General features: G+C 63.3%; 20 protein-coding genes and 1 pseudogene. 4 read left to right on the plus strand and 17 right to left on the minus strand.

Annotation, left to right across the window (positions count from 1 at the left end):
• Positions 1-71 precede the first annotated feature (71 nt).
• Positions 72-1,091: a GlxA family transcriptional regulator gene (locus HJB82_RS27305; protein WP_221142034.1), complete on the minus strand. Its 1,020-nt coding sequence runs from the start codon at positions 1,089-1,091 to the stop codon at positions 72-74.
• Positions 1,092-1,187: 96 nt separating this feature from the next.
• On the opposite strand from HJB82_RS27305, the gene HJB82_RS27310 reads away from it, so the two are divergent.
• A complete protein-coding gene (locus HJB82_RS27310; RefSeq protein WP_221132929.1) occupies positions 1,188-1,733 on the plus strand; it encodes a cysteine hydrolase family protein in 546 nt (181 codons plus the stop codon).
• Between the two features lie 205 nt (positions 1,734-1,938).
• Here HJB82_RS27310 and HJB82_RS27315 read toward each other — a convergent pair.
• The 9 genes and pseudogenes from HJB82_RS27315 to HJB82_RS27355 form a co-directional block, all read right to left on the minus strand.
• Positions 1,939-2,324, minus strand: a pseudogene (locus tag HJB82_RS27315) (VOC family protein).
• Between the two features lie 86 nt (positions 2,325-2,410).
• Positions 2,411-3,298: a carboxylating nicotinate-nucleotide diphosphorylase gene (gene nadC / locus HJB82_RS27320; protein ID WP_221142036.1), complete on the minus strand. Its 888-nt coding sequence runs from the start codon at positions 3,296-3,298 to the stop codon at positions 2,411-2,413.
• The gene (locus HJB82_RS27325; RefSeq protein ID WP_221142038.1) at positions 3,276-4,817 is read right to left on the minus strand and encodes an L-aspartate oxidase; all 1,542 of its coding nucleotides are present in this window, start codon (positions 4,815-4,817) and stop codon (positions 3,276-3,278) included. Before HJB82_RS27325 ends, nadC begins: the two co-directional genes overlap by 23 nt.
• A complete protein-coding gene (nadA, locus tag HJB82_RS27330; protein ID WP_207585404.1) occupies positions 4,814-5,785 on the minus strand; it encodes a quinolinate synthase NadA in 972 nt (323 codons plus the stop codon). Before nadA ends, HJB82_RS27325 begins: the two co-directional genes overlap by 4 nt.
• Before the next feature lie 69 nt (positions 5,786-5,854).
• Entirely contained in the window at positions 5,855-6,784 is a 930-nt protein-coding gene (locus tag HJB82_RS27335; protein WP_221142041.1) for an NrtR DNA-binding winged helix domain-containing protein, read from the minus strand.
• 68 nt (positions 6,785-6,852) lie between these two features.
• Complete coding sequence (locus HJB82_RS27340) at positions 6,853-7,665, minus strand: 3-methyl-2-oxobutanoate hydroxymethyltransferase (protein ID WP_221142042.1); 813 nt, start codon at positions 7,663-7,665, stop codon at positions 6,853-6,855.
• Positions 7,666-7,694: 29 nt separating this feature from the next.
• On the minus strand, positions 7,695-8,921 hold the full coding sequence (locus tag HJB82_RS27345) for an FAD-dependent oxidoreductase (RefSeq protein WP_221142043.1): 1,227 nt from the start codon (positions 8,919-8,921) through the stop codon (positions 7,695-7,697).
• Positions 8,922-8,932: 11 nt separating this feature from the next.
• Positions 8,933-9,247: a MocE family 2Fe-2S type ferredoxin gene (locus tag HJB82_RS27350; RefSeq protein ID WP_207585408.1), complete on the minus strand. Its 315-nt coding sequence runs from the start codon at positions 9,245-9,247 to the stop codon at positions 8,933-8,935.
• Positions 9,248-9,268: 21 nt separating this feature from the next.
• Positions 9,269-10,357, minus strand: coding sequence for a fatty acid desaturase family protein (locus HJB82_RS27355; protein ID WP_207585409.1), 1,089 nt, complete (start codon positions 10,355-10,357; stop codon positions 9,269-9,271).
• Between the two features lie 133 nt (positions 10,358-10,490).
• Between HJB82_RS27355 and HJB82_RS27360 the strand changes: the two genes are divergently transcribed.
• Complete coding sequence (locus HJB82_RS27360) at positions 10,491-11,519, plus strand: LacI family DNA-binding transcriptional regulator (RefSeq protein WP_207585410.1); 1,029 nt, start codon at positions 10,491-10,493, stop codon at positions 11,517-11,519.
• Between the two features lie 161 nt (positions 11,520-11,680).
• Entirely contained in the window at positions 11,681-12,514 is an 834-nt protein-coding gene (locus HJB82_RS27365; RefSeq protein WP_207585411.1) for a TIM barrel protein, read from the plus strand.
• Between the two features lie 31 nt (positions 12,515-12,545).
• Here the strand turns inward: HJB82_RS27365 and cobM are convergent, their stop codons facing one another.
• Together cobM and cbiE are read right to left on the minus strand one after the other, a co-directional pair.
• Complete coding sequence (gene cobM / locus HJB82_RS27370) at positions 12,546-13,304, minus strand: precorrin-4 C(11)-methyltransferase (RefSeq protein ID WP_221132936.1); 759 nt, start codon at positions 13,302-13,304, stop codon at positions 12,546-12,548.
• 4 nt (positions 13,305-13,308) lie between these two features.
• Positions 13,309-14,541 (minus strand): precorrin-6y C5,15-methyltransferase (decarboxylating) subunit CbiE, encoded by a 1,233-nt coding sequence (cbiE, locus tag HJB82_RS27375; RefSeq protein WP_221142045.1) that lies wholly within the window; start codon positions 14,539-14,541, stop codon positions 13,309-13,311.
• Here cbiE and HJB82_RS27380 point away from each other — a divergent pair.
• Positions 14,540-15,310, plus strand: a complete 771-nt coding sequence (locus HJB82_RS27380) for a cobalt-precorrin-6A reductase (protein WP_207585414.1) — start codon at positions 14,540-14,542, stop codon at positions 15,308-15,310. The two genes, cbiE and HJB82_RS27380, sit on opposite strands and share 2 nt — an antisense overlap.
• Here HJB82_RS27380 and HJB82_RS27385 read toward each other — a convergent pair.
• From HJB82_RS27385 to cobF, 5 genes are all read right to left on the minus strand, one after another.
• Complete coding sequence (locus HJB82_RS27385) at positions 15,274-16,038, minus strand: precorrin-3B C(17)-methyltransferase (RefSeq protein ID WP_221142047.1); 765 nt, start codon at positions 16,036-16,038, stop codon at positions 15,274-15,276. The two genes, HJB82_RS27380 and HJB82_RS27385, sit on opposite strands and share 37 nt — an antisense overlap.
• Positions 16,035-16,766, minus strand: coding sequence for a precorrin-2 C(20)-methyltransferase (locus HJB82_RS27390; protein ID WP_207585416.1), 732 nt, complete (start codon positions 16,764-16,766; stop codon positions 16,035-16,037). The genes HJB82_RS27385 and HJB82_RS27390 overlap by 4 nt, the downstream gene beginning before the upstream one ends.
• Positions 16,763-17,395, minus strand: a complete 633-nt coding sequence (locus HJB82_RS27395) for a precorrin-8X methylmutase (protein ID WP_221142049.1) — start codon at positions 17,393-17,395, stop codon at positions 16,763-16,765. The genes HJB82_RS27390 and HJB82_RS27395 overlap by 4 nt, the downstream gene beginning before the upstream one ends.
• Positions 17,396-17,397: 2 nt before the next feature.
• On the minus strand, positions 17,398-18,780 hold the full coding sequence (gene cobG, locus HJB82_RS27400; protein WP_221142051.1) for a precorrin-3B synthase: 1,383 nt from the start codon (positions 18,778-18,780) through the stop codon (positions 17,398-17,400).
• A gap of 71 nt (positions 18,781-18,851) precedes the next feature.
• Positions 18,852-19,616, minus strand: a complete 765-nt coding sequence (cobF, locus tag HJB82_RS27405) for a precorrin-6A synthase (deacetylating) (protein ID WP_207585419.1) — start codon at positions 19,614-19,616, stop codon at positions 18,852-18,854.
• Positions 19,617-19,787 lie beyond the last annotated feature (171 nt).

Raw genomic sequence — 19,787 nt, forward strand, 5'->3', positions numbered from 1 at the left:
GAAGATGCTTTGCCGATATTTTCCATGAGAGACGATTCGCGTGCCGATGCGGCACTGTCACCAAATATATTTCAATATGGAGTCGGCCTGCCACTGATTTTGTAAGGCGCTTGTTCGGCCCCTTTGACACCGAAGCGCTGTCGATAGTCACCGGGAGAAAGACCTGTAATTTTGCCGAAAACTTTACGAAAAGCGCTCGGATCGTTGTAACCGACCTCCCACGCGATCTTTTCGACAGGCAGCTTGCCGAACTGCAGAAGCTCGCGTGCCTTGCCGACGCGAAGCCGCTGGATGTAATCCCCCGTTGTGAGTCCCGTCGCTTTTTGGAAGCGACGAATGAACGTCCGCCGCTCAAGTCCTGCTTGAGCGGACAAAGCGGCAAGACTCATCTCCTTGCCATCATGCGCCTGAAGCCAATGTTGAACCTTCAAAATAGCCAGGTCTCCGTGATCGAGCCTGGGTGAAAAGGCGCTGTAGTTCCTTTGCTCGCGCCCCGGGGGGTCAATCACAAATGCGCGCGCTATGCTGATCATGATGGATGGGCCGAGAAAACGGTCGACAAGTCTGAGGGTCAGGTCGATCCATGACATGGCGCCGCCTGCCGTTATCAAATCACCGTCATCGATGATGAGCCGATCAGTATCGACGACAACTTTCGGGAACCGCAATCGGAATTCCTCTTCATAAGCCCAATGCGTGGTTGCGGTTCGACCGGTCAGCAATCCGGTCTCTGCAAGTAGGAAGGCCCCTTTGCACACTGAGGCAAGGCAGGTGCCTTGCGCGTGAAGCGCATGCAGCCATTTGGAATATTCACTCGCAGTCTCTTTCGAAGCAAGCTCTCCTAAACCGGGTGGGATAACGAGGACGCTCGGGGCGTTCTCTTTCCCGGGCGAGGTGTCGAAAATGCACGTTGGAATGCTGTCGTTCGGCTCTTTTTGCCAATGCGTGATCCTTAGCGAAGGCATTTTGCCATCGGTTTGCAGTCTGGTTTGTCTCTCAGCGTAAGTCAGGAGGTCGGTCATGCCCAGGACTGCCGCCGCCTGCGAGCCTGGATAGACCAGGATACCGATTTCTGTCGGAAACTGTCTCATGGCAATATCACCCCGAACTTTGTCGATATCGCCACTCCTATCACAAGGGAGAAGCGGATATCCAGGGCACCTGACGAATTGAAAAGGAACAATCACATGAGCAAGCGTGCAATCATCGCCATCGACCTTCAGAAGGATTATCTGTCATCGGGAAGACACGCTCTTGTCGGAATTGATCAGGCAACTGCCAATGCAGTCAAAGTGTTAGACGCCGCACGCGCATCCGGGGACAGGGTGATCCATATACGCCACGAAGGCAGAGCCGATGCTCCGTTTTTTGCGAGGGGCACAACGGGTGTCGATTTCATACCAGCCGTTGAACCAAAGAGCGGTGAAACCGTCATCACAAAGCACTATCCAAACTCATTCCGGGAAACGGACCTGAAGCAGCAGCTGGACGCAGAAGGTATCCAGGAGGTCGTGCTGGTCGGCGCGATGAGCCATATGTGCATCGATGCCACCAGCCGTGCGTCTGTTGATTACGGCTATGACACCATCATCGTCCATGACGCCTGCGCCACCCGTGATCTCAGTTTTGATGGCCAGCTCATCTCGGCCGCGCAGGTTCATGCCGCATATATGGGCGCGCTTGCTGCTGGCTACGGTAAGGTCCTTGCCGTGAGCGAACTCCTGTCAGCTTAATGTGCGTCGACGAAGGACATCGGCGCTGACGATCGCGTTGTCGAGAGTGCTGCCCGCGTCCGCCCCGATGCGGCCATGCTCTTGCAACCGCGAGGTAGATGGCGCCCGAAAGACCTGACACGGATCAAGGCACTCGATAGTTTACACCTTCAACCGAAAGTGGGACTGCGGCTGCAGCTGGACAAAGCCGCCGATCGTCTCTGCTTTATCGAAGGTGGCAAACCGCCTCGATGTTGTAGCCGTCAGGGTCGAGGACGAAGGCAGCATAGTAATCTGCATGATAATGCGGGCGCAGTCCGGGCGGACCGTTGTCCGTCCCCCGGCGGACAGAGAGGCATTGTAAAAAGCGTCCACCACAGCACGACTTTCTGCAGCGAAGGCGATATGGACGCGGGGATGATGCAGTTCGCCTCGGGAAATCCAGAAATCACCGCCCGGATCCAAGCTGCGGCCAAAACCTTCTGCTACACCGAAGCCGGCAGCAACACCCAGATCTTTGAGCAACCTGTAGCCGAGCGGCATAAGAGCGGCGGTGTAAAATACTTGGGAGCGCGCGAAATCGCTCACGGTGATTCCGGTGTGATCGATCACGTAAACCTCCGATTTGCGAAACGTTCTTTGTTTGTTCTATGTCGGCATCCGATTTCGCGCAACTGCTATTTATGGTGTCATGATCGTCAGTTCACCGCCGCCCCGACGAAATCGAGCCCGATGTCCAGCACCGGGGCGCTGTGCGTCAGCCAGCCGACGGAAATGAGGTCGACGCCGGAAGCCGCGATTGCGGCAGCCGTTGCCGGCGTGACCCGGCCGGAGGCCTCGGTGATCGCCCGGCCGGCGACGATGGCGACGGCGTCGCGCAGTTGAGCGGGCGTCATATTGTCGAGCAGAACGGCGTCGACGCCAGTCTCCATCGCTGCGCGCAGCTGGTCGAGAGTGTCCACTTCGACCTCGATCTTCACCAGATGGCCGACGCCGGCCCGTGCCCGGCGGATCGCCTCGGTGACGCCGCCGGCGATTGCGACGTGATTGTCCTTGATCAGCACCGCGTCATAGAGCGCGAAACGGTGGTTCATGCCGCCGCCGGCCCGCACCGCATATTTCTCCAGCGCCCGGAGCCCCGGCGTCGTCTTGCGCGTGCAGGCGACGGAGGCTTTGGTGTCGCGGATGGCGCCGGCAATCTCTGCCGTCACCGTCGCAATGCCGGAGAGATGGCCGAGGAAATTCAGCGCAGTGCGCTCAGCCGTCAGCAGGCCGCGTGAGGGACCTTCGATGGTGGCGATCACGTCGCCCGGCTTGACCGCATCGCCGTCCTGGAGCTGGCGGCGCATGACGATCTCCGGATCGACGAGAGTGAAAGCGAGTTCGGCCGCATCGAGACCGGCGATTACGCCCGGCTGGCGGGCGGCCATCACCACCGTCGAGCGATGATCGTGGGGGATGACCGACGCCGAGGTGATGTCGCCGGCAAGACCGAGATCTTCGAGCAGGGCCGCCCGGACCAAGGGTTCGACGATCAGGCGCTGAAGCGGAACGAGGCTCATCTCAGGCACTCCTGGCAAGGGCATAGGGCGGGGTCGCACGGGCGATCCCCAGCGCTTGGGAAAGGCGCATGCGGCACCGGTCGGCAGCGCCGAGCTTCAGCGGAAAATCGGTGCGGGCATGGGCGCCGCGCGATTCCATCCGCAGGCTGGCAAAGACGGCGATCAGCAGCGCGACGATTCCAGGATCGGCGGCAGGGCCGTCGCCTTCGGCAAGCGGCAGCAAGGCGGCGATCGCGCCCTCAACGGCGCCGGCACTGCGCAACACGCCGAGATGGCGCGAGACGATCGGCCGGACGAGCGATGCATCGGCCGGCACCGGCAGCTCCTCGGCGAGGACGGCGCTGGTCCCCCGTGCCGGCAAGCCCGATATGTCGCGCGCTGCCCGCATGCCCATCACCGCCGCCTCCAGCAGCGAATTGCTGGCGAGCCGATTGGTGCCGTGCAGGCCGGTCGAGGCCGCCTCTCCGGCGACCCAGAGACCGGGGACCGAGCTGCGGCCATTGGCGTCGGTGGCAACGCCGCCCATGTGATAGTGAACGGCCGGGCGCACCGGAATGAGGTCTTTCGCCGGATCGATGCCGGCCTCGCCGCAAAGGGTCGAGATGACGGGAAAGCGTGCGGCAAACCGGCTGCCGAGCGCATCGCGGGCGTCGAGGAAGACCTTGCCGCCGCGGGCGATTTCGGCGCTGATGGCGCGCGCCACCACATCGCGCGGCGCCAGCTCGGCGCCTGATATGCGGGCCATGAACCGATCGCCGCGTTCGTTGACGAGCACGGCCCCCTCGCCGCGCACCGCTTCGCTGACGAGCGCCAAGGGCCTGCGGCTGGAATTGAGCGCCGTCGGATGGAACTGGACGAATTCCATGTCGGCGAGATCTGCACCTGCCCTGGCCGCCAGCGCGATGCCCTGGCCGAAATTGCCCATCGGATTGGTGGTCGCGTCGTAAAGCCCTCCGATGCCACCAGTGGCGAGCACCACCTTCGACGTCGGCAGGATGACCGCCCCCTTCGCGGTCGCGCAGAGCAGGCCGGCCACCTGCTCGCCGTCCATCAATATCCGCCGCGCCTCGAAGCCTTCGAGCACGGTGATGGCAGGCGTCTGCATCACCGCCCGCACCAGCGCGGCGACGATCGCCGCACCCGAGCCGTCGCCTTCGGCATGGACGATGCGGCGGCGGCTATGGGCGGCCTCCAGCCCAAGCGAGAGTTCGCCGGCGGCATTCCTGTCGAAACGCACCCCGGCTTGTTCCAGCGCGGCGATCGCTGCCGGCGCCTCGACAATAATGCCGGCGGCCACGGCCGGATCGCAGAGCCCGTCGCCGGCGACAAGCGTGTCGGCAAGGTGCAGCGCCGCGCTGTCGTCGGCGCCCATGCTGGCGGCGATGCCGCCCTGTGCCCAGGCGCTCGACGTTTCCGCGCCAAGGGCGGCACGGGTGACGATGACGGCAGGTTCAGGCGCCAGCGTCAGCGCCGTCATCAGCCCGGCAAGGCCACTGCCGACGATCACCGTGCGTCCGGCAAGATGGTCGAAAACCTCGGTCATATCGCCAGCATCCTCTCGACGGCGCGGCGCGCGGCCACCGCAATCGCCGGATCGACCGTCACCTCGTGGCGGTTTTCCTCAAGGGCGGCGCGGATATTGCCAAGCGTGATCCGCTTCATGTGCGGGCAGAGATTGCAGGGGCGAATGAACTCGACGTCGGGATGATGCACGGCGACATTGTCGCTCATCGAGCATTCGGTGAGCAGCACGACGCGGGCCGGCTTTCGGCTGCCGACATAGTCCGACATCACCGCGGTCGAGCCGGCGAAATCCGCTTCGGCCACGACCTCGGGCGGGCATTCGGGATGGGCGAGCACCGTCACGCCGGGATGGTTTTCGCGCAGCTGGCGCACGTCTTCTGCAGTGAAGAGTTCATGCACCTCGCAATGGCCGTGCCAGGCGATGATCTCGACGTCAGTCTCGCGGGCGACGTTGCGCGCCAGATATTCGTCCGGGATCATCAGCACCTTCGGCACGCCGAGCGATTCCACCACCTGTTTGGCATTGCCCGAGGTGCAGCAGATGTCGGAGGCGGCCTTCACCGCGGCCGAGGTATTGACATAGGTGATGATGGGCACGCCGGGATGGGCCTGGCGCAAGAGCGCAATATCCTCTGGCGTGATCGAATCCGCCAGCGAGCAGCCGGCGCCGAGATCCGGGATCAGCACGGTTTTCTCGGGGTTCAGCAGCTTGGCGGTCTCGGCCATGAAATGCACGCCGGCCAGCACGATCACGTCGGCATCGACCTCGATCGCCTTGCGGGCGAGCGCCAGGCTGTCGCCGACGATATCCGCCACACCGTGGAAGATCTCCGGGGTCTGATAATTGTGCGCCAGAATGACGGCGTTGCGGCGGCGCTTCAGCTCGAGGATGGCGTCGACGTCGTTCTCGAACGACATCCATTCGGCTTTGGGAATGACGCGGCTGACGCGCTGGTAGAGCGAGGATGCGGAAACAGGGTGGTTCATGACCGGCTCCTAATTATGCTCTAGTTGAGCATATCATAGGCAAATAGATATTCTCACGATGAGCATATGTCAATTGCGGGAGAGCGGTAATTTCGTTCCGGCCAGCGCGCGTTCTTCGAGCACCGTGTGGTGGAAGCGGAAGAGCTTGGCCGGCCGGCCGCCGGTTTCGCTTTCCGTGCCGCCGGTTTCCTCGACCAGTTCCTGCTGTTCGATCAGGCGGCGGAAATTCTGCTTGTGCAGCGTCAGACCCGCCAAGGCCTCGATGGTGCGCTGCAGCTGCAAGAGGGTAAAGCTGTCCGGCATCAGTTCGAAGACAACGGGGCGGTATTTGATCTTGGCGCGCAGCCTGGCGATCCCGGTCGCTAGAATGCGGCGGTGATCGGCAAACATCGCCCGGCCGAGATTGGCTTCGCCAGCACATCCGGCTTCGGAAACGAGCCCGGCTTCATAGAGCAATTCGTAGCGCTGCAAGGCGAGATCCTCATTCCAGCCGCCGCCGTCGAGGCCGAAGGTGAAATCGGCCCGGCGATGGCGATGGTCGCGCCGGGCCGGATCGGCATCGGCCCAGATCTTTAGACGCGCCATGATCTCGTCAAGCACGACTGGGCGGCCCTGCCGATGGTCTTCCCAGGGGAAGTATTCGTACCAGCCATGCCATCCCGGCCGGCCGGCACCCGACTGTTCGTTGACGAGGCCGAGATAGCTGATCGAGATCGTCCGCCCGCCCGGGATGTCGTTGTTGCGGTCGCGGTCGGCGAAGGTATAGAGCTGTTCGAGATAGCCGACGGGATGCTCGGTCTGCTCCTGCACCCATTCGCGCAGGCCCGATTGCAAGGTGCGATGGCCCATTTCGAAAGGGCCTGATGGCAGCGCATTGCCGGAGCGGATGGTCATCACGCGCGGCTCGTCCCCCGTCACCGCGACGAGCACCGCAATCAATTCCGCATGCGCAAAGCCGATCGTCACAGGGGACCGAATACTCCGTTCCGAATGGGTCATTCCTGACACAGGCCGGGACGGAAGCCAATGGAGCGGAAGCGAAGGCAACGATCAGACCGGCATTGCCCTCAGCTATTTCCCGTCTCGACGGCCAGCCCATCCAGGAAAATCTTCAGTTCCGCTTCATCGATACCGACGAGATGGCGTTTCTCCGGATAGGCGCCGGTCCGAACATCCTCGGCGAATTCCGTGAAGGCGGCGATGCGTTCGCGCTGCAGCCGGTCGTGTTCGGCGGCGAAGTCGCGATAGATCTTGGCATGGCGCGGATAGTGGTCGCGATTGGCGCCGAGCACGTCGTCGGCGAAGAGATATTGCGCGTCGCAGCCGCCGCCGGCGCCCATGGAGATCATCAGCATCGAGGTGTTGCTGCTGATGGTGGCAGCGACATCGCCGGGCACCACTTCGATTTCGGCGGCGAAGGCGCCGGCCTCTTCCAGCGCCTTGGTCTGCCGCCAGATCTCGGCCGCACTTGCCGCCGTCTTGCCGACGGCGCGGAAACCGCCGGTCCAGGTCGCCTTCGACGGGATCAGCCCGAGATGGCCGCAGACGGGAATGCCCTCGTCGCGCATGCGCCGGATCGTCTGCAGACTTGCAGCGCAATAGACCGCATCGCCGCCGGCCTTCAGCGCCGTAAAGGCGGCGCGCAGATAATCTTCAGCCGAGACAAGATCGCCATATTCGAGCCCCGGAATGGCAAAGGGGGTGGGAGCGATTTCGCGAAAGACCGGGCCGAGCAGCGAAGGCGGTACGGAGACGATGTCGATCCCCGCCTTTTCGGCAGCTTCCGCCTCCTCCAGCGACGTCACGCGCAGCATGGTGAGCTGGCGCTTGCCCTTTTCGGCAAGCAGATCGGCGACCGTCGCGCGCTTATGTTTCTTCATTGTCAATTCCTTTGAAAATATTGGGAGGCTCAGGCGGCCAAGAGGGATTTCAGTTTGATGTCGCTGGCTGCAAGTGCCGCCGGGTCCGGATGAGCGCGCGCCGCGATCAGCATTTCGGCGAGGCGGATGTCGCGGGCCACCGCATTGCCGGGCCCGATGCCGCTTGCGGCGATCAATCGTCCGTCGGCGTCGAGATGGAAGAGAATGAAGGCGCCTGCCCCGAGCTCGCGGCGCTGCTGCGTGGCAGCGCCTTCGGCAAGGCCTGATATCTGCAGCGTCATGTCATATTGGTCCGACCAGAACCACGGCACCGATGAAACGGCTTCATTGAGCCCGAGCATGTTGGCCGCTGCCAATGTGCCCTGCTCCTGGGCATTGCGCCAGGATTCAAGCCGCACCCGCCGGCCGCCATAGATCGACAGCGGAAAGGAGCAGCAGTCACCGGCCGCAAAGACGTCAGGGGCCGATGTCTGGAGGTAGGTGTCGACGGCAATGCCGTTTTCGATCGTGAGCCCTGCCTTTTCGGCGATCTCCACATTCGGCCGCGCGCCGATGCCGACAAGGGCGAGGTCGGCTTCGATCACGTCGCCGCTCGACAATCTGATCACGGCTTTTCCGCCTTCGTCGGTCAGCGCCGCGATCGAGACGCCGCAGCGGATATCGACGCCCTCGGCGCGGTGGCGCTCGGTGATGAGATGGGCGATCTCCTCCGGCACGCCGCGCTTCAGCACACGTTCCAGCCCCTCGATGACGGTGACGTCGGCACCGAGCAGCCGCGCCGTCGCCGCAAGTTCCAGCCCGATGAATCCGCCGCCGATGATGGCGATATGCCGTCCAGGCTTCATGACATCACGCAGCGCCGCCGCATCATGATGGGTTCGCAGCGAGCGAAAATGCGGGCTACCCTCCGGCGCGCCGGGGAACGAACGCGCGGCTGCGCCGGTCGCCAGCAGAAGCTTGTCGTAGGAGAGCGTCATCCCGTCCGAAAGCGTCACGCTCTTGGATGCCGTGTCGAGATCCCTCGCCTCCAGGCCGGTTAGCAGCCCGATGCCGTTCTCCGCGTATTTTTCCACCGCGGCGATGAATTTCGGATCGGTGGCATCGGCAGAACCCGCCTTCGAAAGCGGCGGCCGTTCATAGGGATGGAGGGGTTCGGCGCCGACCAGCGTTATCTCGCCGTCAAAATCTTTTTCCCGCAAGGCAAAGGCAGCGCGCGCACCGCATTCGCCGGCTCCCAGGATGACGAAATGAGCCACGCCGGCCTCCCTCAGAGCGAGATGAAGACGGCACCGTCTTCGATCTTGACCGGATAGGTCTTGAGATTGACGCAGACCGGTGCGCCCTTGGCTTCGCCCGTCTTGTAGTTGAAGCGGCCATTATGTTTCGGGCATTCGATGATCTCGTCCATCACCAAGCCGTCGGCGAGGTGAATATGTTCATGCGTGCAAAGCCCGTCGGTCGCGAAGAATTCGTCGTCCGGGCTGCGATAGACCGCAAAGGTGCGCCCGCCATGATCGAATCGGATGACATCCTCTTCGTCGATCTCGTCCTTGCCGCAGACCTCGATCCAATTTCCGCTCATTATGTCCTCCCTTAATCGTGACTATTGCGCGGCCGGGGCCAGCTCGTTGTGGAATTCCTCGCGATAGGGCCGTGCGGTCGTCGGCAGTTCGCGCTTCAGGAAATAATCCTCGTTGCGCAGCTGGCGCAGGAAGGCCGGGATCATCTCGCGGTAGCCAGACCAGATCGACGGGTTCGGCGCCGGCAGGTCATGCTTGATCATCGCGTGCAGTTGGGGCAGCGCGTGATAGGGCACCATCGGAAACATGTGATGTTCGACATGGTAGTTCATGTTCCAGTAGATGAAGCGGCTTATCGGGTTCATATAGACCGTGCGGCTGTTCAGCCGATGGTCGATGACGTTGTCCGCAAGGCCGCCATGCTGCAGCAGGCCGGTCAGCACATGGTGCCAGGCGCCGTAAAGGCGCGGCAGGCCGATCAGCATCAACGGCAGGATCGAACCCATGGCGATCGCAGCTGCGATCGTGGCGAGATAGATCGCCAGCCAGATGCGGGCGATGCGGATCGCCTTCGGCTGCTCCATCTCGGGAATGAAGGTCTTTTCCGCGGCGCTGACGACGCCGCAGGCATTGCGCAGCATGTCGACCAGCGCATGCCAGACGTCGAGAATGCCGAAGAAATTGAGGGTGACCCGGAAGAGATCGGGCGGCCGCATGACGGCGATTTCGGGATCGCGGCCGACGATGACCGTATCGGTGTGATGGCGCGTGTGGCTCCAGCGCCAGGTCACCGGATTGCGCATGATCATGAAGCAGGCGATCTGGTAGACGGCATCGTTCATCCAGCGCGTCTTGAAGGCGGTGCCGTGACCGCATTCGTGCCAGCGGCTGTCGGCAGCCGAGCCGTAGAGCACGCCATAGGCGAGGAAGAAGGGCAGCGCGACCCATGACCCCCAGAAATAGACGCCGAGCCCGGCAAGAACCGCCATGCTGCCGAGCCAGATGACCGTGTCACGGATCGCCGGCGCATCGGAGCGCTGCATCAGCGCCTTCATCTCCTTGCGCGCAACGTCGGTGTGATACCATTCGGCCGCTGCCAGCCCTGTCTCGACGGCGGTGCGGCCGCTTTCGCCGAGCAGGTCGTAGTCACGTTTCCTTGTCTGGGTCGCCATCATCCGCCTCCCGTTATGCTGTTGCCGGCGAGGATAGGTTGACTTTGGGAGGCACTCAATGCAGGTTTGATGCAATCTATCAAAAGCCATCAAGAGTGGCTTGCATAAATGATTGAATCCATCAGGACCGCCGATGCGCCGCCCGACAATATCCGATCTTGCCCGCGCCTCCGGCGTCAGCGTCGCCACCGTCGACCGGGTTCTCAACGCCCGTCACCGCGTGCGGGAGGAAACGGCGCGGCGGGTCTATGACGCGGCGCAGTCGATCGGCTATCACGCCGTCGGCCTGATCCGGCAGCGCGTCTTCGAAGATCTGCCGCAATACAAGCTCGCTTTCCTGCTGCAGAAACCAACGCAGTCCTTCTACCAGAGCTTCGTGCGCGAGATCGAAACCGCAGCGCGTATGGTGACCAGCGCCCGCATCCAAACGCAGATCGACTTTCCCTCGGCTGCGACACCGGCGGCGATCGTCGAGAAGCTGAAGGCACTCGGCGCCCGCAACCAGGCCGTTGCGCTCGTCGCGCCCGACTACCCGGCGGTGACGACCGCCATCGAGGAGTTGAAGGACAAAGGAGTCCCGGTCTTCTCGCTGCTCTCCGACTTCGCCTCAGGCGTACGCAATGCCTATGTCGGGGTCAACAACCGCAAGGTCGGCCGCACCGCTGCCTGGGTGATTGCCAAAACAGCCGGAGCGCCCGGCAAGGTCGCTTGTTTCGTCGGCAGCCACCGCTTTCACGGCCATGAGCTGCGGGAAATCGGTTTTCGCTCCTATTTTCGTGAAAACGCACCGGAATTCGACGTCATCGATACGCTGATCAACCTCGACACGCCCGAGATCACGCATGAGGCGACGCTGACGCTGCTGCAGAAACATCCCAATCTCGTCGGCCTTTATGTCTGTGGCGGCGGCATGGAGGGCGCGATCTCGGCGATCCGTGAAGAAAGTCTCGGCGGCAAGATCGTCCTCGTCGTCAATGAGCTGACGCCAGACAGCAAAGCGGGGCTTGCCGACGATATCGTCGCCATGGCGATCGGCACGCCCCTGCCCGCGCTTTGCAAAGAGCTGATGGTGCTGATGACGAGCGCGATCGAAAACAGCGAAACGGCTGTTCCCGGACAGTTCTTCCTGCCCTTCGATATTCATATCTCAGAGAACATTTGAGAAATGATGGAATTCTATCATCTCGGCTGAAATTCTTTCAGAAATGAAAGCCGACGGCGGCGAAGACCGATGGATTGCCACGCGAATTCCGATAGAGATTCGCCGACCCAATCACAGGACTGCTCCGCTCATGCTGCGGAGACGAGGAGGATATATCCGTCATGACTTCGATCCGCTTTGCGCTCAACCATATGGCCGCGCCGTCGCTTGCGATCGACGAATTTTTCGCGCTGGCCAAATCGCTCGGCATCGACTCGGTCGAAATCCGCAACGACCTTTCCGGCAATGCCATTCTCGACGGCACCAGGCCCGAAGCGATCAGGCAAGCGGCCGCCCGCCATGGGCTGACGATCATCTCGATCAACGCCCTGCAGCGTTTCAACGAGTGGAATGCAACCCGCGCTGGGGAAGCGCAGGAACTGATCGATTATGCCAGCGCCTGCGGCGCCAAGGCGCTCGTGCTGGTTCCGAAGAACGACGGCACCGGCCGTGCACACGGTGAACGGCAGGCCAATCTGCGCCAGTCTCTGACGGCGCTGAAGCCGATGCTTGATAAGGCCGGCATTATCGGTCTCGTTGAGCCGCTCGGCTTTGAGATCTGCTCGCTGCGCTCGAAGAGCGAGGCGGCAGAGGCGATCAAGGAGCTCGGCGCGCAATCGACCTTCAAGCTCGTCCACGACACCTTCCACCATCACCTTGCCGGCGAAGCAGCGACCTTCCCGGAGCTTTCCGGCCTCGTGCACATCTCCGGCGTTAGTGACCCTGCCGTTTCCGTTGCCGATATGCGCGATTCCCATCGCGTGCTCGTCGACGGCGACGACCGGCTCGACAATGCCGGGCAGATCAAGGCGCTGCTGCAGGCGGGTTATGAGGGTCCGTTCTCCTTCGAGCCCTTCGCAGCCGAAGTGCATGCGGTCAAGGACCCGGCCGGCGCGCTTCGCGCCAGCATGGATTATCTGACCGCGCGGGTTTGGGACCGGAGCAAAGCGTCCTGATCCCGCCAACGGCGTCAGGACTATGCAGCCGCTATTCCCGGCCTCTGAACCGGCGCTGATAGGCCGGATCATAGAGCGAACTCTCGCGAAAATCCTCCGCGGCGAGCGAAGGGCCGACGAAGATGATCGCCGTGCGCTCGATCGGTTCGGCCGCAACCTTTGCCTCGATATCGGAAAGCCTGCCGCGCAGGATGCGCTCGTCCGGCCAAGAGGCCTTGACGACGATCGCCACCGGGCAGTCGACACCGTAAAGCGGCGTCAATTCCTCCACCACCTGCTTCAGCGCATGGATTGCCAGATGGATCGCCAGCGTCGCTCCGGTTGCGCCGAATTTCGCCAGTGTTTCGTCGTTCGGCATCGGCGAGGCGCGACCGGAAACGCGGGTGAGCACCAGGCTTTGAGCCACTGATGGGATTGTCAGCTCGCGCCCGAGCGCCGAGGCGGCCGCCGCAAAGGCCGGAACACCAGGCGTCATCGTATAGGCGATGCCGTGTTTTTGCAGCCGGCGTACCTGCTCGGCCACCGCACTCCAGACCGAGAGATCGCCGGAATGCAGCCGGGCGACGTCCTGTCCGGCCGCAGCGGCGCGCAGATATTCCGCCTCGATCTCGTCGAGTGACATCGGCGCGGTATCGACGATACGCGCATCCGGCGGGCAATATTGCAGCAGTTCCGGCGAGACGATCGAACCGGCATAGAGACAGACCGGGCATTGAGCGATGAGGTCGCGGCCACGCACCGTGATCAGATCCGCAGCACCCGGCCCCGCGCCGATGAAATGCACCGTCATCCCGTTATCCTTTCGTCCAGCGCCACTGCGTCACCGGCATCGCCGGCCGCCAGCCGCTCATGCTGCCGATGGCCTCGGCGCGCGATATTTCGATCCGTGTGAGCGAGCCGCCGCGGTTGGCATATTCGGTAAGCAGCACGGCTTCCATCTCCAGCGTCACCGCATTGGCAACGAGCCGGCCTCCCGGCTTCAGCACGGCAATCGCGGCATCGACAACACCCGGCTCGCTGCCGCCGCCGCCGAGGAAGATTACATCCGGTTCCGGCAGGCCCGTCAGTACATCGGGCGCCGTGCCTTCGACGACGGCGAGATGCGGTACGCCGAAGGTGGAGGCGTTGCGGGCAATCCGTGCGGCCCGCTCCGGCGATTGTTCGATGGCGATTGCCTTCAGCGACGGATCGGCCAGCATCCACTCGATGCCGATCGATCCCGAGCCGGCGCCGATATCCCAGAGCAGTTCGCCGTGACGCGGCGCCAGCGCCGACAGCGTCACCGCCCGGATTTCGCGTTTGGTGATCTGCCCGTCATGCTCGAACAGCGCGTCCTCGATTCCTGCGGCACAAGGCAGAATGCGCGCCCCCTCTCCTGCCGCGATTTCGAGTGCGCAGACGTTCAGCGGGTCGACGTCGGTGAGATCGAAATCGGCTGCCATGGTGCTTCTCTGCCGTTCCCGATCACCGCCAAGCGCCTCGAGTACGGTAAGCTGCGACTGACCGAAACCCACGGCGGCAAGCAGGGCAGCCAGATCGCCCGGCCCGTCCTCGTCCGAGGTCAGCGCGATGATGCGCCGCCCGGGGTGCAGATGCGACCGGATCAGGTCGATCGGCCTACCATGCAGCGAAATCGTCACGACGTCCTGCAGCGGCCAGCCGAGACGCGACGCGGCTAGGCTGAAGGCCGACGGCGCCGGGATGGTGCGCATCTCTTCCGTCGCGACATGGCGGGAGAGCGTTGCGCCGACGCCGTAGAGAAACGGGTCGCCGGAGGCAAGCACGACGACCGGCGTTCCACGCCTTTGAAGGACGGCATCGATTGAGCGCTCGACCGGGCTCTGCCAGGAAAACTTTTCGCCCGATATCAGCGATGCAGCAAGCGCAAGGTGGCGCGCGCCACCGAAGACGGCAGGGGCGGTCGCGATCAGGCTTCTCGCCTCTTCACCGAGCCCTGCTAGACCATCTTCGCCGATGCCGATAATAGTCAGCCAACGCGGGCCGCAACGAGGAGAGACATCAGACATGGGAAGACCTCGCATTCTGATCCTCGGCGGCACCAGCGAGGCGCGTCTGCTCGCCGGAAGCCTGGCGGCACGGGGAAATTGCGATGTTCTTCTGTCGCTGGCCGGCCGCACCGAAAAACCGGCCGCGCAGCCGGTTCCGGTTCGCATCGGCGGTTTCGGCGGTGCTGCGGCGCTCGCCGATTTTCTGAAGGCCGGCGGATATGATCTGCTGATCGACGCCACGCATCCTTTCGCCGAGCGCATTTCCGCCAATGCCGCCTTTGCCGCCGAGACCAGCGGCATAACCACAATCGCTCTGCGCCGTCCCGAATGGCAACGCCAGCCGGGCGATCGCTGGCGCGAGGTGCAGAGCATCCCGGCTGCCATCGAAGCGCTCGGCCCCTCCCCCCGCCATGTCTTTCTGGCGACCGGCCGGCAGGGTGCGCATCACGCGGAGGCGGCGGCGCAGCATTTCTATCTCATCCGCAGCGTTGATCCTGTCGAACGGCCGCTTGCGCTCGCGAATGTCGACTATCTCCTCGATCGCGGCCCGTTCACGCTGGAAGGCGAAAGCGCTTTGCTGAAGCAGCACCACATCGACGCCATCATTGCCAAGAACAGCGGCGGGGCCGCGACCTATGCGAAGATTGAGGCAGCCCGCCTGCTCGGCATCGAGGTAATGATGGTGGCACGCGCCTCGGCGTCCACAGTCAAGACGGTCGACACTGTCGAGGCGGCGCTGGCGACGATCGATCACCTCGTTCCCCCCGCCATAAAACGCGGCGTATAGACAAGGTCCAGCCTGCCGGGCCGCGTGACGATCCGCGTCTCGGCAGAGCCGATGATGATGCAGGTCGCCATATCGGCCATCGACGCATCGGCCTGCGACAGCTGCTGTACGGCAATGTGCTCGTCCGGCCGCCCGGCCGCGCGCCCGAAAATAACCGGCGTCGTTGCGGGCAGATGGTCGCGCAGCAGCTTGAAGGCTTCGCCGAGTTGCCAAGGCCGCGCCCGGCTGATCGGATTATAGAGGGCGATCGCGAAACCGGCCTTGGCTGCCAATTCAAGGCGGTTTTCTATTATATTCCAAGGCTTTAGATTGTCAGACAGCGATATGGCGCAGAAGTCGTGGCCAAGCGGCGCCCCGGCTCTTGCCGCCACGGCCAGCATCGCCGTGATGCCGGGTAGGATGGTGAGATCGACCGCCCGCCATGCTCCCGGGCCGTTCTCGATCGCCTCGCAGACGGCAGCAGCCATGGCAAAGACGCCGGGGTCGCCGCCGGAGACGACGCAAACCATGGCGCCGTCTGCCGCCATCGAAAGTGCGGCCCCTGCCCTGCCCAGCTCCTCGCGATTGTCCGAGGCATGCCGCAGCTGATCGTCGCGGAGCTGCAGCCTGTCGAGATAGGGTCCGTAACCGAAGAAATCCGTCGCCGCTTCGACAGCGGCCAGCGCTTCCGGCGTCATCTGCTCGGGATTACCGGGGCCGGTGCCGATCACGAAAAGCCTGCCGCTCATCGGCTCTTCTCCCAGCCCGGCACCAGCACCAGCGAAAAATACGGCGCGTCGCCGTCGGTCCGGTCGGCAAGCTTTTCCATCGCCGCATTCGCCATGGTGCCGCGCTCGACATAGACGGCTTCGGCAAGCCGGCCGGCCGCCGCCAAGGCCCGGCGGATCTTCGGCAGATTGCGGCCGACCTTCATGATGACGGCGGCTTGCGTATCGGCGAGACGGCGCGTCAGCTCGGTCTCCGCCATCGTACCGGGCAGTACGGAAAGCACATCGTCACCTTGGACGATGGGCATGCCCGCCAGGGACCAGCAACCCGACATGGCGCTGATGCCGGGGATGACCTCGGTCGGGTAGCGCTGGGAAAGCCGGATATGCAGATGCATATAGGAGCCGTAAAACAGCGGATCGCCCTCGCTGAGCACGGCGACGGTCAGCCCGGCATCGAGATGGCCGGCGACGGCTTCGGCGGACCGGTCGTAGAATTCGGTGATCAGGCTCTGGTAGCGTTCGTCGTTCTTGTCGATCTCGGTGGTGACGGGATAGTAAAGCGGTAGCAGCGTCACGCCGGATTTCAGCAGTGGTTCGACGATCGCCTTGCCGTTGCCCCCCCTGCCCTGCTTGGCGAAATAGGCAATCACGTCAGCGCTTTCGATGGCGCGTACGGCCTTGAGGGTCAGAAGCTCGGGGTCGCCGGGACCCGTGCCGACGCCGATAAGACGGCCGCTTGTGGTCATAGGCCCGGCCTCGCCAATGCATTGATGGCGGCTGCCGTCATGGCGCTGCCACCGAGCCGGCCGCGCACGATGGCAAAGGGTACGCCGTAGGAATTCTCCGCCAGCGCATCCTTCGATTCCGCCGCGCCGACAAAGCCGACAGGCATGCCGAGAATTGCTGCGGGTTTCGGAGCGCCGTCGCGCAGGAGTTCGAGCAGATGAAACAGCGCGGTCGGGGCATTGCCGATCGCCACGACGCTTCCGCCGAGCCGATCGAGCCAGAGATGCATGGCGGCGGCCGATCGCGTATTGCCGGTCTCGCGCGCAAATTCCGGGGTGGCGGGATCGCGCAGCGTGCAGATCACCTCGTTCAGCGCCGGCAACCGCGCCCGGGTCACGCCCTGGGATACCATTTCCGCGTCGCAGAAGATCGGCGCCCCGCCCTTCAGCGCGTCGCGCGCGGCACTGACGAGATCGGCGGAGAACAGGAAATGTTCGGCCGCCTCGACCAGCCCGCAGGCATGGATCATGCGCACGGCAATTTCGGCCTGATCTTCGGTGAAGCGCGAAAGATCGGCTTCGGCGCGGATGATCGCAAAGGAACGCTCGTAGATCGCGTCGCCGCTGCGGATATAATCGTAGTCTGGCATTCCTATTCCTGTCGCAGCGCCTTCGAAACACCGGTTGCGCCAAGCCGTGTAAGGCAGGCAGCAGCCGATTCGCCAGCGCCTCTGTTGTCTTCGATGGACCGGGCGAGCCTCTCTATAGCGAAATCGATCCGACCGCCAGCGATCCGTTCGTCCGGCCGATCCGCCGCCAACCCGTTGAGGATCAGGTCGTAACCTGCCGCCGAACCCGTCAGGGTCAGCGCCGGCCGCGCATGAGCGCAACCCTTGGCACAGCCGGACAGATGCAGCATCAGCGAACCGTCGAAAAGGCCCGGTGCTGCGGCAAGGATGCGGCGCGCCAGACTTCTGGTCTCGTAGAAGGCGGAGCCGCAGGCGCCGGCCCCGGCGCAGGCGGCGATGTGCTCGCTGTTGTCGCCGGGCTGCGCGCTGAAACCACGGCCGGCTGCGGCGATCTGCATAGCCGGCACTGTATCTGCCGGCAGGCCGATGAAAAAGAAACCGCGACCGGGCGTCAGCCGGATGGCCGTTGCACCATGGGCGTCGGCGAGATCGAGCAGAGCGATCAGATCCGACGCTCGCATCTGTCCGAATTCCGGCCGGACGCCGAGCACGATTTTGCCGTCCGCAAGCCGATGCGGGCCCGGAAACGGTATGCTTGCCGCCCGCGACGGAATGAAGCGGATGTTATCCATAGCCGGAAAACGCGCCCGCAGAAGCGCCGGGTCGATATCCCTTGCCCGCCTGCCCTGCCCGAGGGCTGCCAGCACGCTCAGAACCTCGCCGACGGCTGATACCGCCGTCTCGGCTGGACCGATTGCCACCGGCATTGCTGTCTCACCATCGCCATTGATCGCGACAAGCCAATCTGCGTCGGATTGCGCGACGATGCGGATATCGGCGGAAAGTGCCGACAGCCCGAAGGCTCCGCCGCCGTCGACGACGATCGACAGCTTCGGCGCGAGCCGCGGCGAGGTGATGAGATCGTGGAGCGTGCTGCGCAAGGCCATTTCCATTGCTGCCGGGTCGTTTTTCTCTTCCGGGTCGATACCATGCAGCGGCGAGATCTCGATCGCCGGCCCGTCCGGCACGGTGATCCCGGCGGCATCGATATCGGAAGCAAGCTGTCCGACGGTCTCGGCCAGCAGTCCGCGGATCTGCAGATTGCCGCGCGCGGTGATCTCGAGGATGCCGTTTCCATGTGCCGCGGCCGAGCGAGCAAGTCCGGCGAATTGCGCCAACGTCAGCGCGCCGCCGGCCGGCCGCAGCCGCACCAGCAGGCCGTCGCCGGTCGGCATAGGCGCTGCCAGGGCGGGGCAGGCGCCGCGCCTGCGCATCGCCACCGCCGGGCGGCCGTGCAGATCCGCTTTACCTGTTCTGTCGATCGCCGTTTCGGCCTCAATGCTCATTCCTGATCCTCTGACCATTTCTTACATGATCGCAGCCGGCCCGGCAAAACATGTGGAAAAGGTCCGGCCAGCTATTCCTCGAAATCCCGTCCTTTGCGCAGCAGATAGATATCCATGATCCAGCCGTGCCTTTGCCTGGCCTCGGCGCGGAGCGCCAGAATCTCCGTGGCGATATCCCCAAGCCGTCCCGATCTGACGATCTCGTCCTTGGTGCCGAGATAGGCGCCCCAGAAGATTTCGGCGTCGGCTTCGTCGATCTTTGCAAAAGCCTGTTCGCCGTCGAGCATGACGATCGTGCTGTCGGTCAAAAGCCCGTCATGCGCCAGCCTGCGCCCAGTGGTGATCTCGATCGGCTTGCCGACAAGGTTGACCGGAATTTTGTGGCTGGCCGCCAAGGCCTGAATGCTGGTGATGCCGGGAATAACGCCGTAATCGAAATCCAGACCGGTTTCCTGCCGCACGCGTTCGATGATGCGGATCGTGCTGTCGTAGAGGCTGGGATCACCCCAGACGAGAAAAGCGCCGCCGCCGTCTTCCGGCAGGCCGGAGATCAGCTCCCTATAGATGCGGGCGATCTCACCGTGCCAGGCATCGACGCTTTGCGGATAGGTTCTGTCTGCCGTCTGCCTCTGCGGCACCGCGAATTCGCAAATCCTGGTGTCTGGCCGCGTGATATATCGTTCGCAGATTTCGCGGCGGATCTCGGCAAGCTCTTCCTTGCCAGTCCCTTTGACCGGCAAGAAGACCACATCGGCGGCGTTCATCGCGTTGATCGCCTGTATGGTGACGTGCTCCGGATTGCCTGTGCCGATGCCGATGATATGGATGTGCTTCAAGCCGATAGTCCCCATGAGTCCCGGCGGTCTTGCCGAAAAAGCCGGTGCTCCGCAAGGGCGATGGCAGAGAGTTGGCCGCGGCCAACCGGGCCGAAACGGCTTCTCCGCCCCTATTGTTGCCGCAAATTGCGAATCGTGTCACCTTCAATACGCTTTTTGACGCTATGTTGA

It is taken from the genome of Rhizobium sp. NZLR10, assembly GCF_019685125.1.
In the GTDB taxonomy this organism is placed as follows: Bacteria; Pseudomonadota; Alphaproteobacteria; order Rhizobiales; family Rhizobiaceae; genus Rhizobium.

Excerpts from the sequence above, each read along its gene's own strand:
- HJB82_RS27385 (WP_221142047.1), bottom strand. The coding sequence starts at position 16,038 with ATGAGCGGCAGGCTTTTCGTGATCGGCACCGGCCCCGGTAATCCCGAG.
- nadC (WP_221142036.1), bottom strand. The coding sequence starts at position 3,298 with ATGCCCTTGCCAGGAGTGCCTGAGATGAGCCTCGTTCCGCTTCAGCGC.
- cobM (WP_221132936.1), bottom strand. The coding sequence starts at position 13,304 with ATGACGGTGCATTTCATCGGCGCGGGGCCGGGTGCTGCGGATCTGATC.
- HJB82_RS27340 (WP_221142042.1), bottom strand. The coding sequence starts at position 7,665 with ATGAAGAAACATAAGCGCGCGACGGTCGCCGATCTGCTTGCCGAAAAG.
- HJB82_RS27310 (WP_221132929.1), top strand. The coding sequence starts at position 1,188 with ATGAGCAAGCGTGCAATCATCGCCATCGACCTTCAGAAGGATTATCTG.
- HJB82_RS27350 (WP_207585408.1), bottom strand. The coding sequence starts at position 9,247 with ATGAGCGGAAATTGGATCGAGGTCTGCGGCAAGGACGAGATCGACGAA.
- HJB82_RS27380 (WP_207585414.1), top strand. The coding sequence starts at position 14,540 with ATGGGAAGACCTCGCATTCTGATCCTCGGCGGCACCAGCGAGGCGCGT.
- HJB82_RS27325 (WP_221142038.1), bottom strand. The coding sequence starts at position 4,817 with ATGACCGAGGTTTTCGACCATCTTGCCGGACGCACGGTGATCGTCGGC.
- nadA (WP_207585404.1), bottom strand. The coding sequence starts at position 5,785 with ATGAACCACCCTGTTTCCGCATCCTCGCTCTACCAGCGCGTCAGCCGC.
- HJB82_RS27390 (WP_207585416.1), bottom strand. The coding sequence starts at position 16,766 with ATGACCACAAGCGGCCGTCTTATCGGCGTCGGCACGGGTCCCGGCGAC.
- HJB82_RS27360 (WP_207585410.1), top strand. The coding sequence starts at position 10,491 with ATGCGCCGCCCGACAATATCCGATCTTGCCCGCGCCTCCGGCGTCAGC.
- HJB82_RS27355 (WP_207585409.1), bottom strand. The coding sequence starts at position 10,357 with ATGGCGACCCAGACAAGGAAACGTGACTACGACCTGCTCGGCGAAAGC.
- HJB82_RS27395 (WP_221142049.1), bottom strand. The coding sequence starts at position 17,395 with ATGCCAGACTACGATTATATCCGCAGCGGCGACGCGATCTACGAGCGT.
- cbiE (WP_221142045.1), bottom strand. The coding sequence starts at position 14,541 with ATGTCTGATGTCTCTCCTCGTTGCGGCCCGCGTTGGCTGACTATTATC.
- HJB82_RS27365 (WP_207585411.1), top strand. The coding sequence starts at position 11,681 with ATGACTTCGATCCGCTTTGCGCTCAACCATATGGCCGCGCCGTCGCTT.
- HJB82_RS27335 (WP_221142041.1), bottom strand. The coding sequence starts at position 6,784 with ATGACCCATTCGGAACGGAGTATTCGGTCCCCTGTGACGATCGGCTTT.
- cobG (WP_221142051.1), bottom strand. The coding sequence starts at position 18,780 with ATGAGCATTGAGGCCGAAACGGCGATCGACAGAACAGGTAAAGCGGAT.
- HJB82_RS27305 (WP_221142034.1), bottom strand. The coding sequence starts at position 1,091 with ATGAGACAGTTTCCGACAGAAATCGGTATCCTGGTCTATCCAGGCTCG.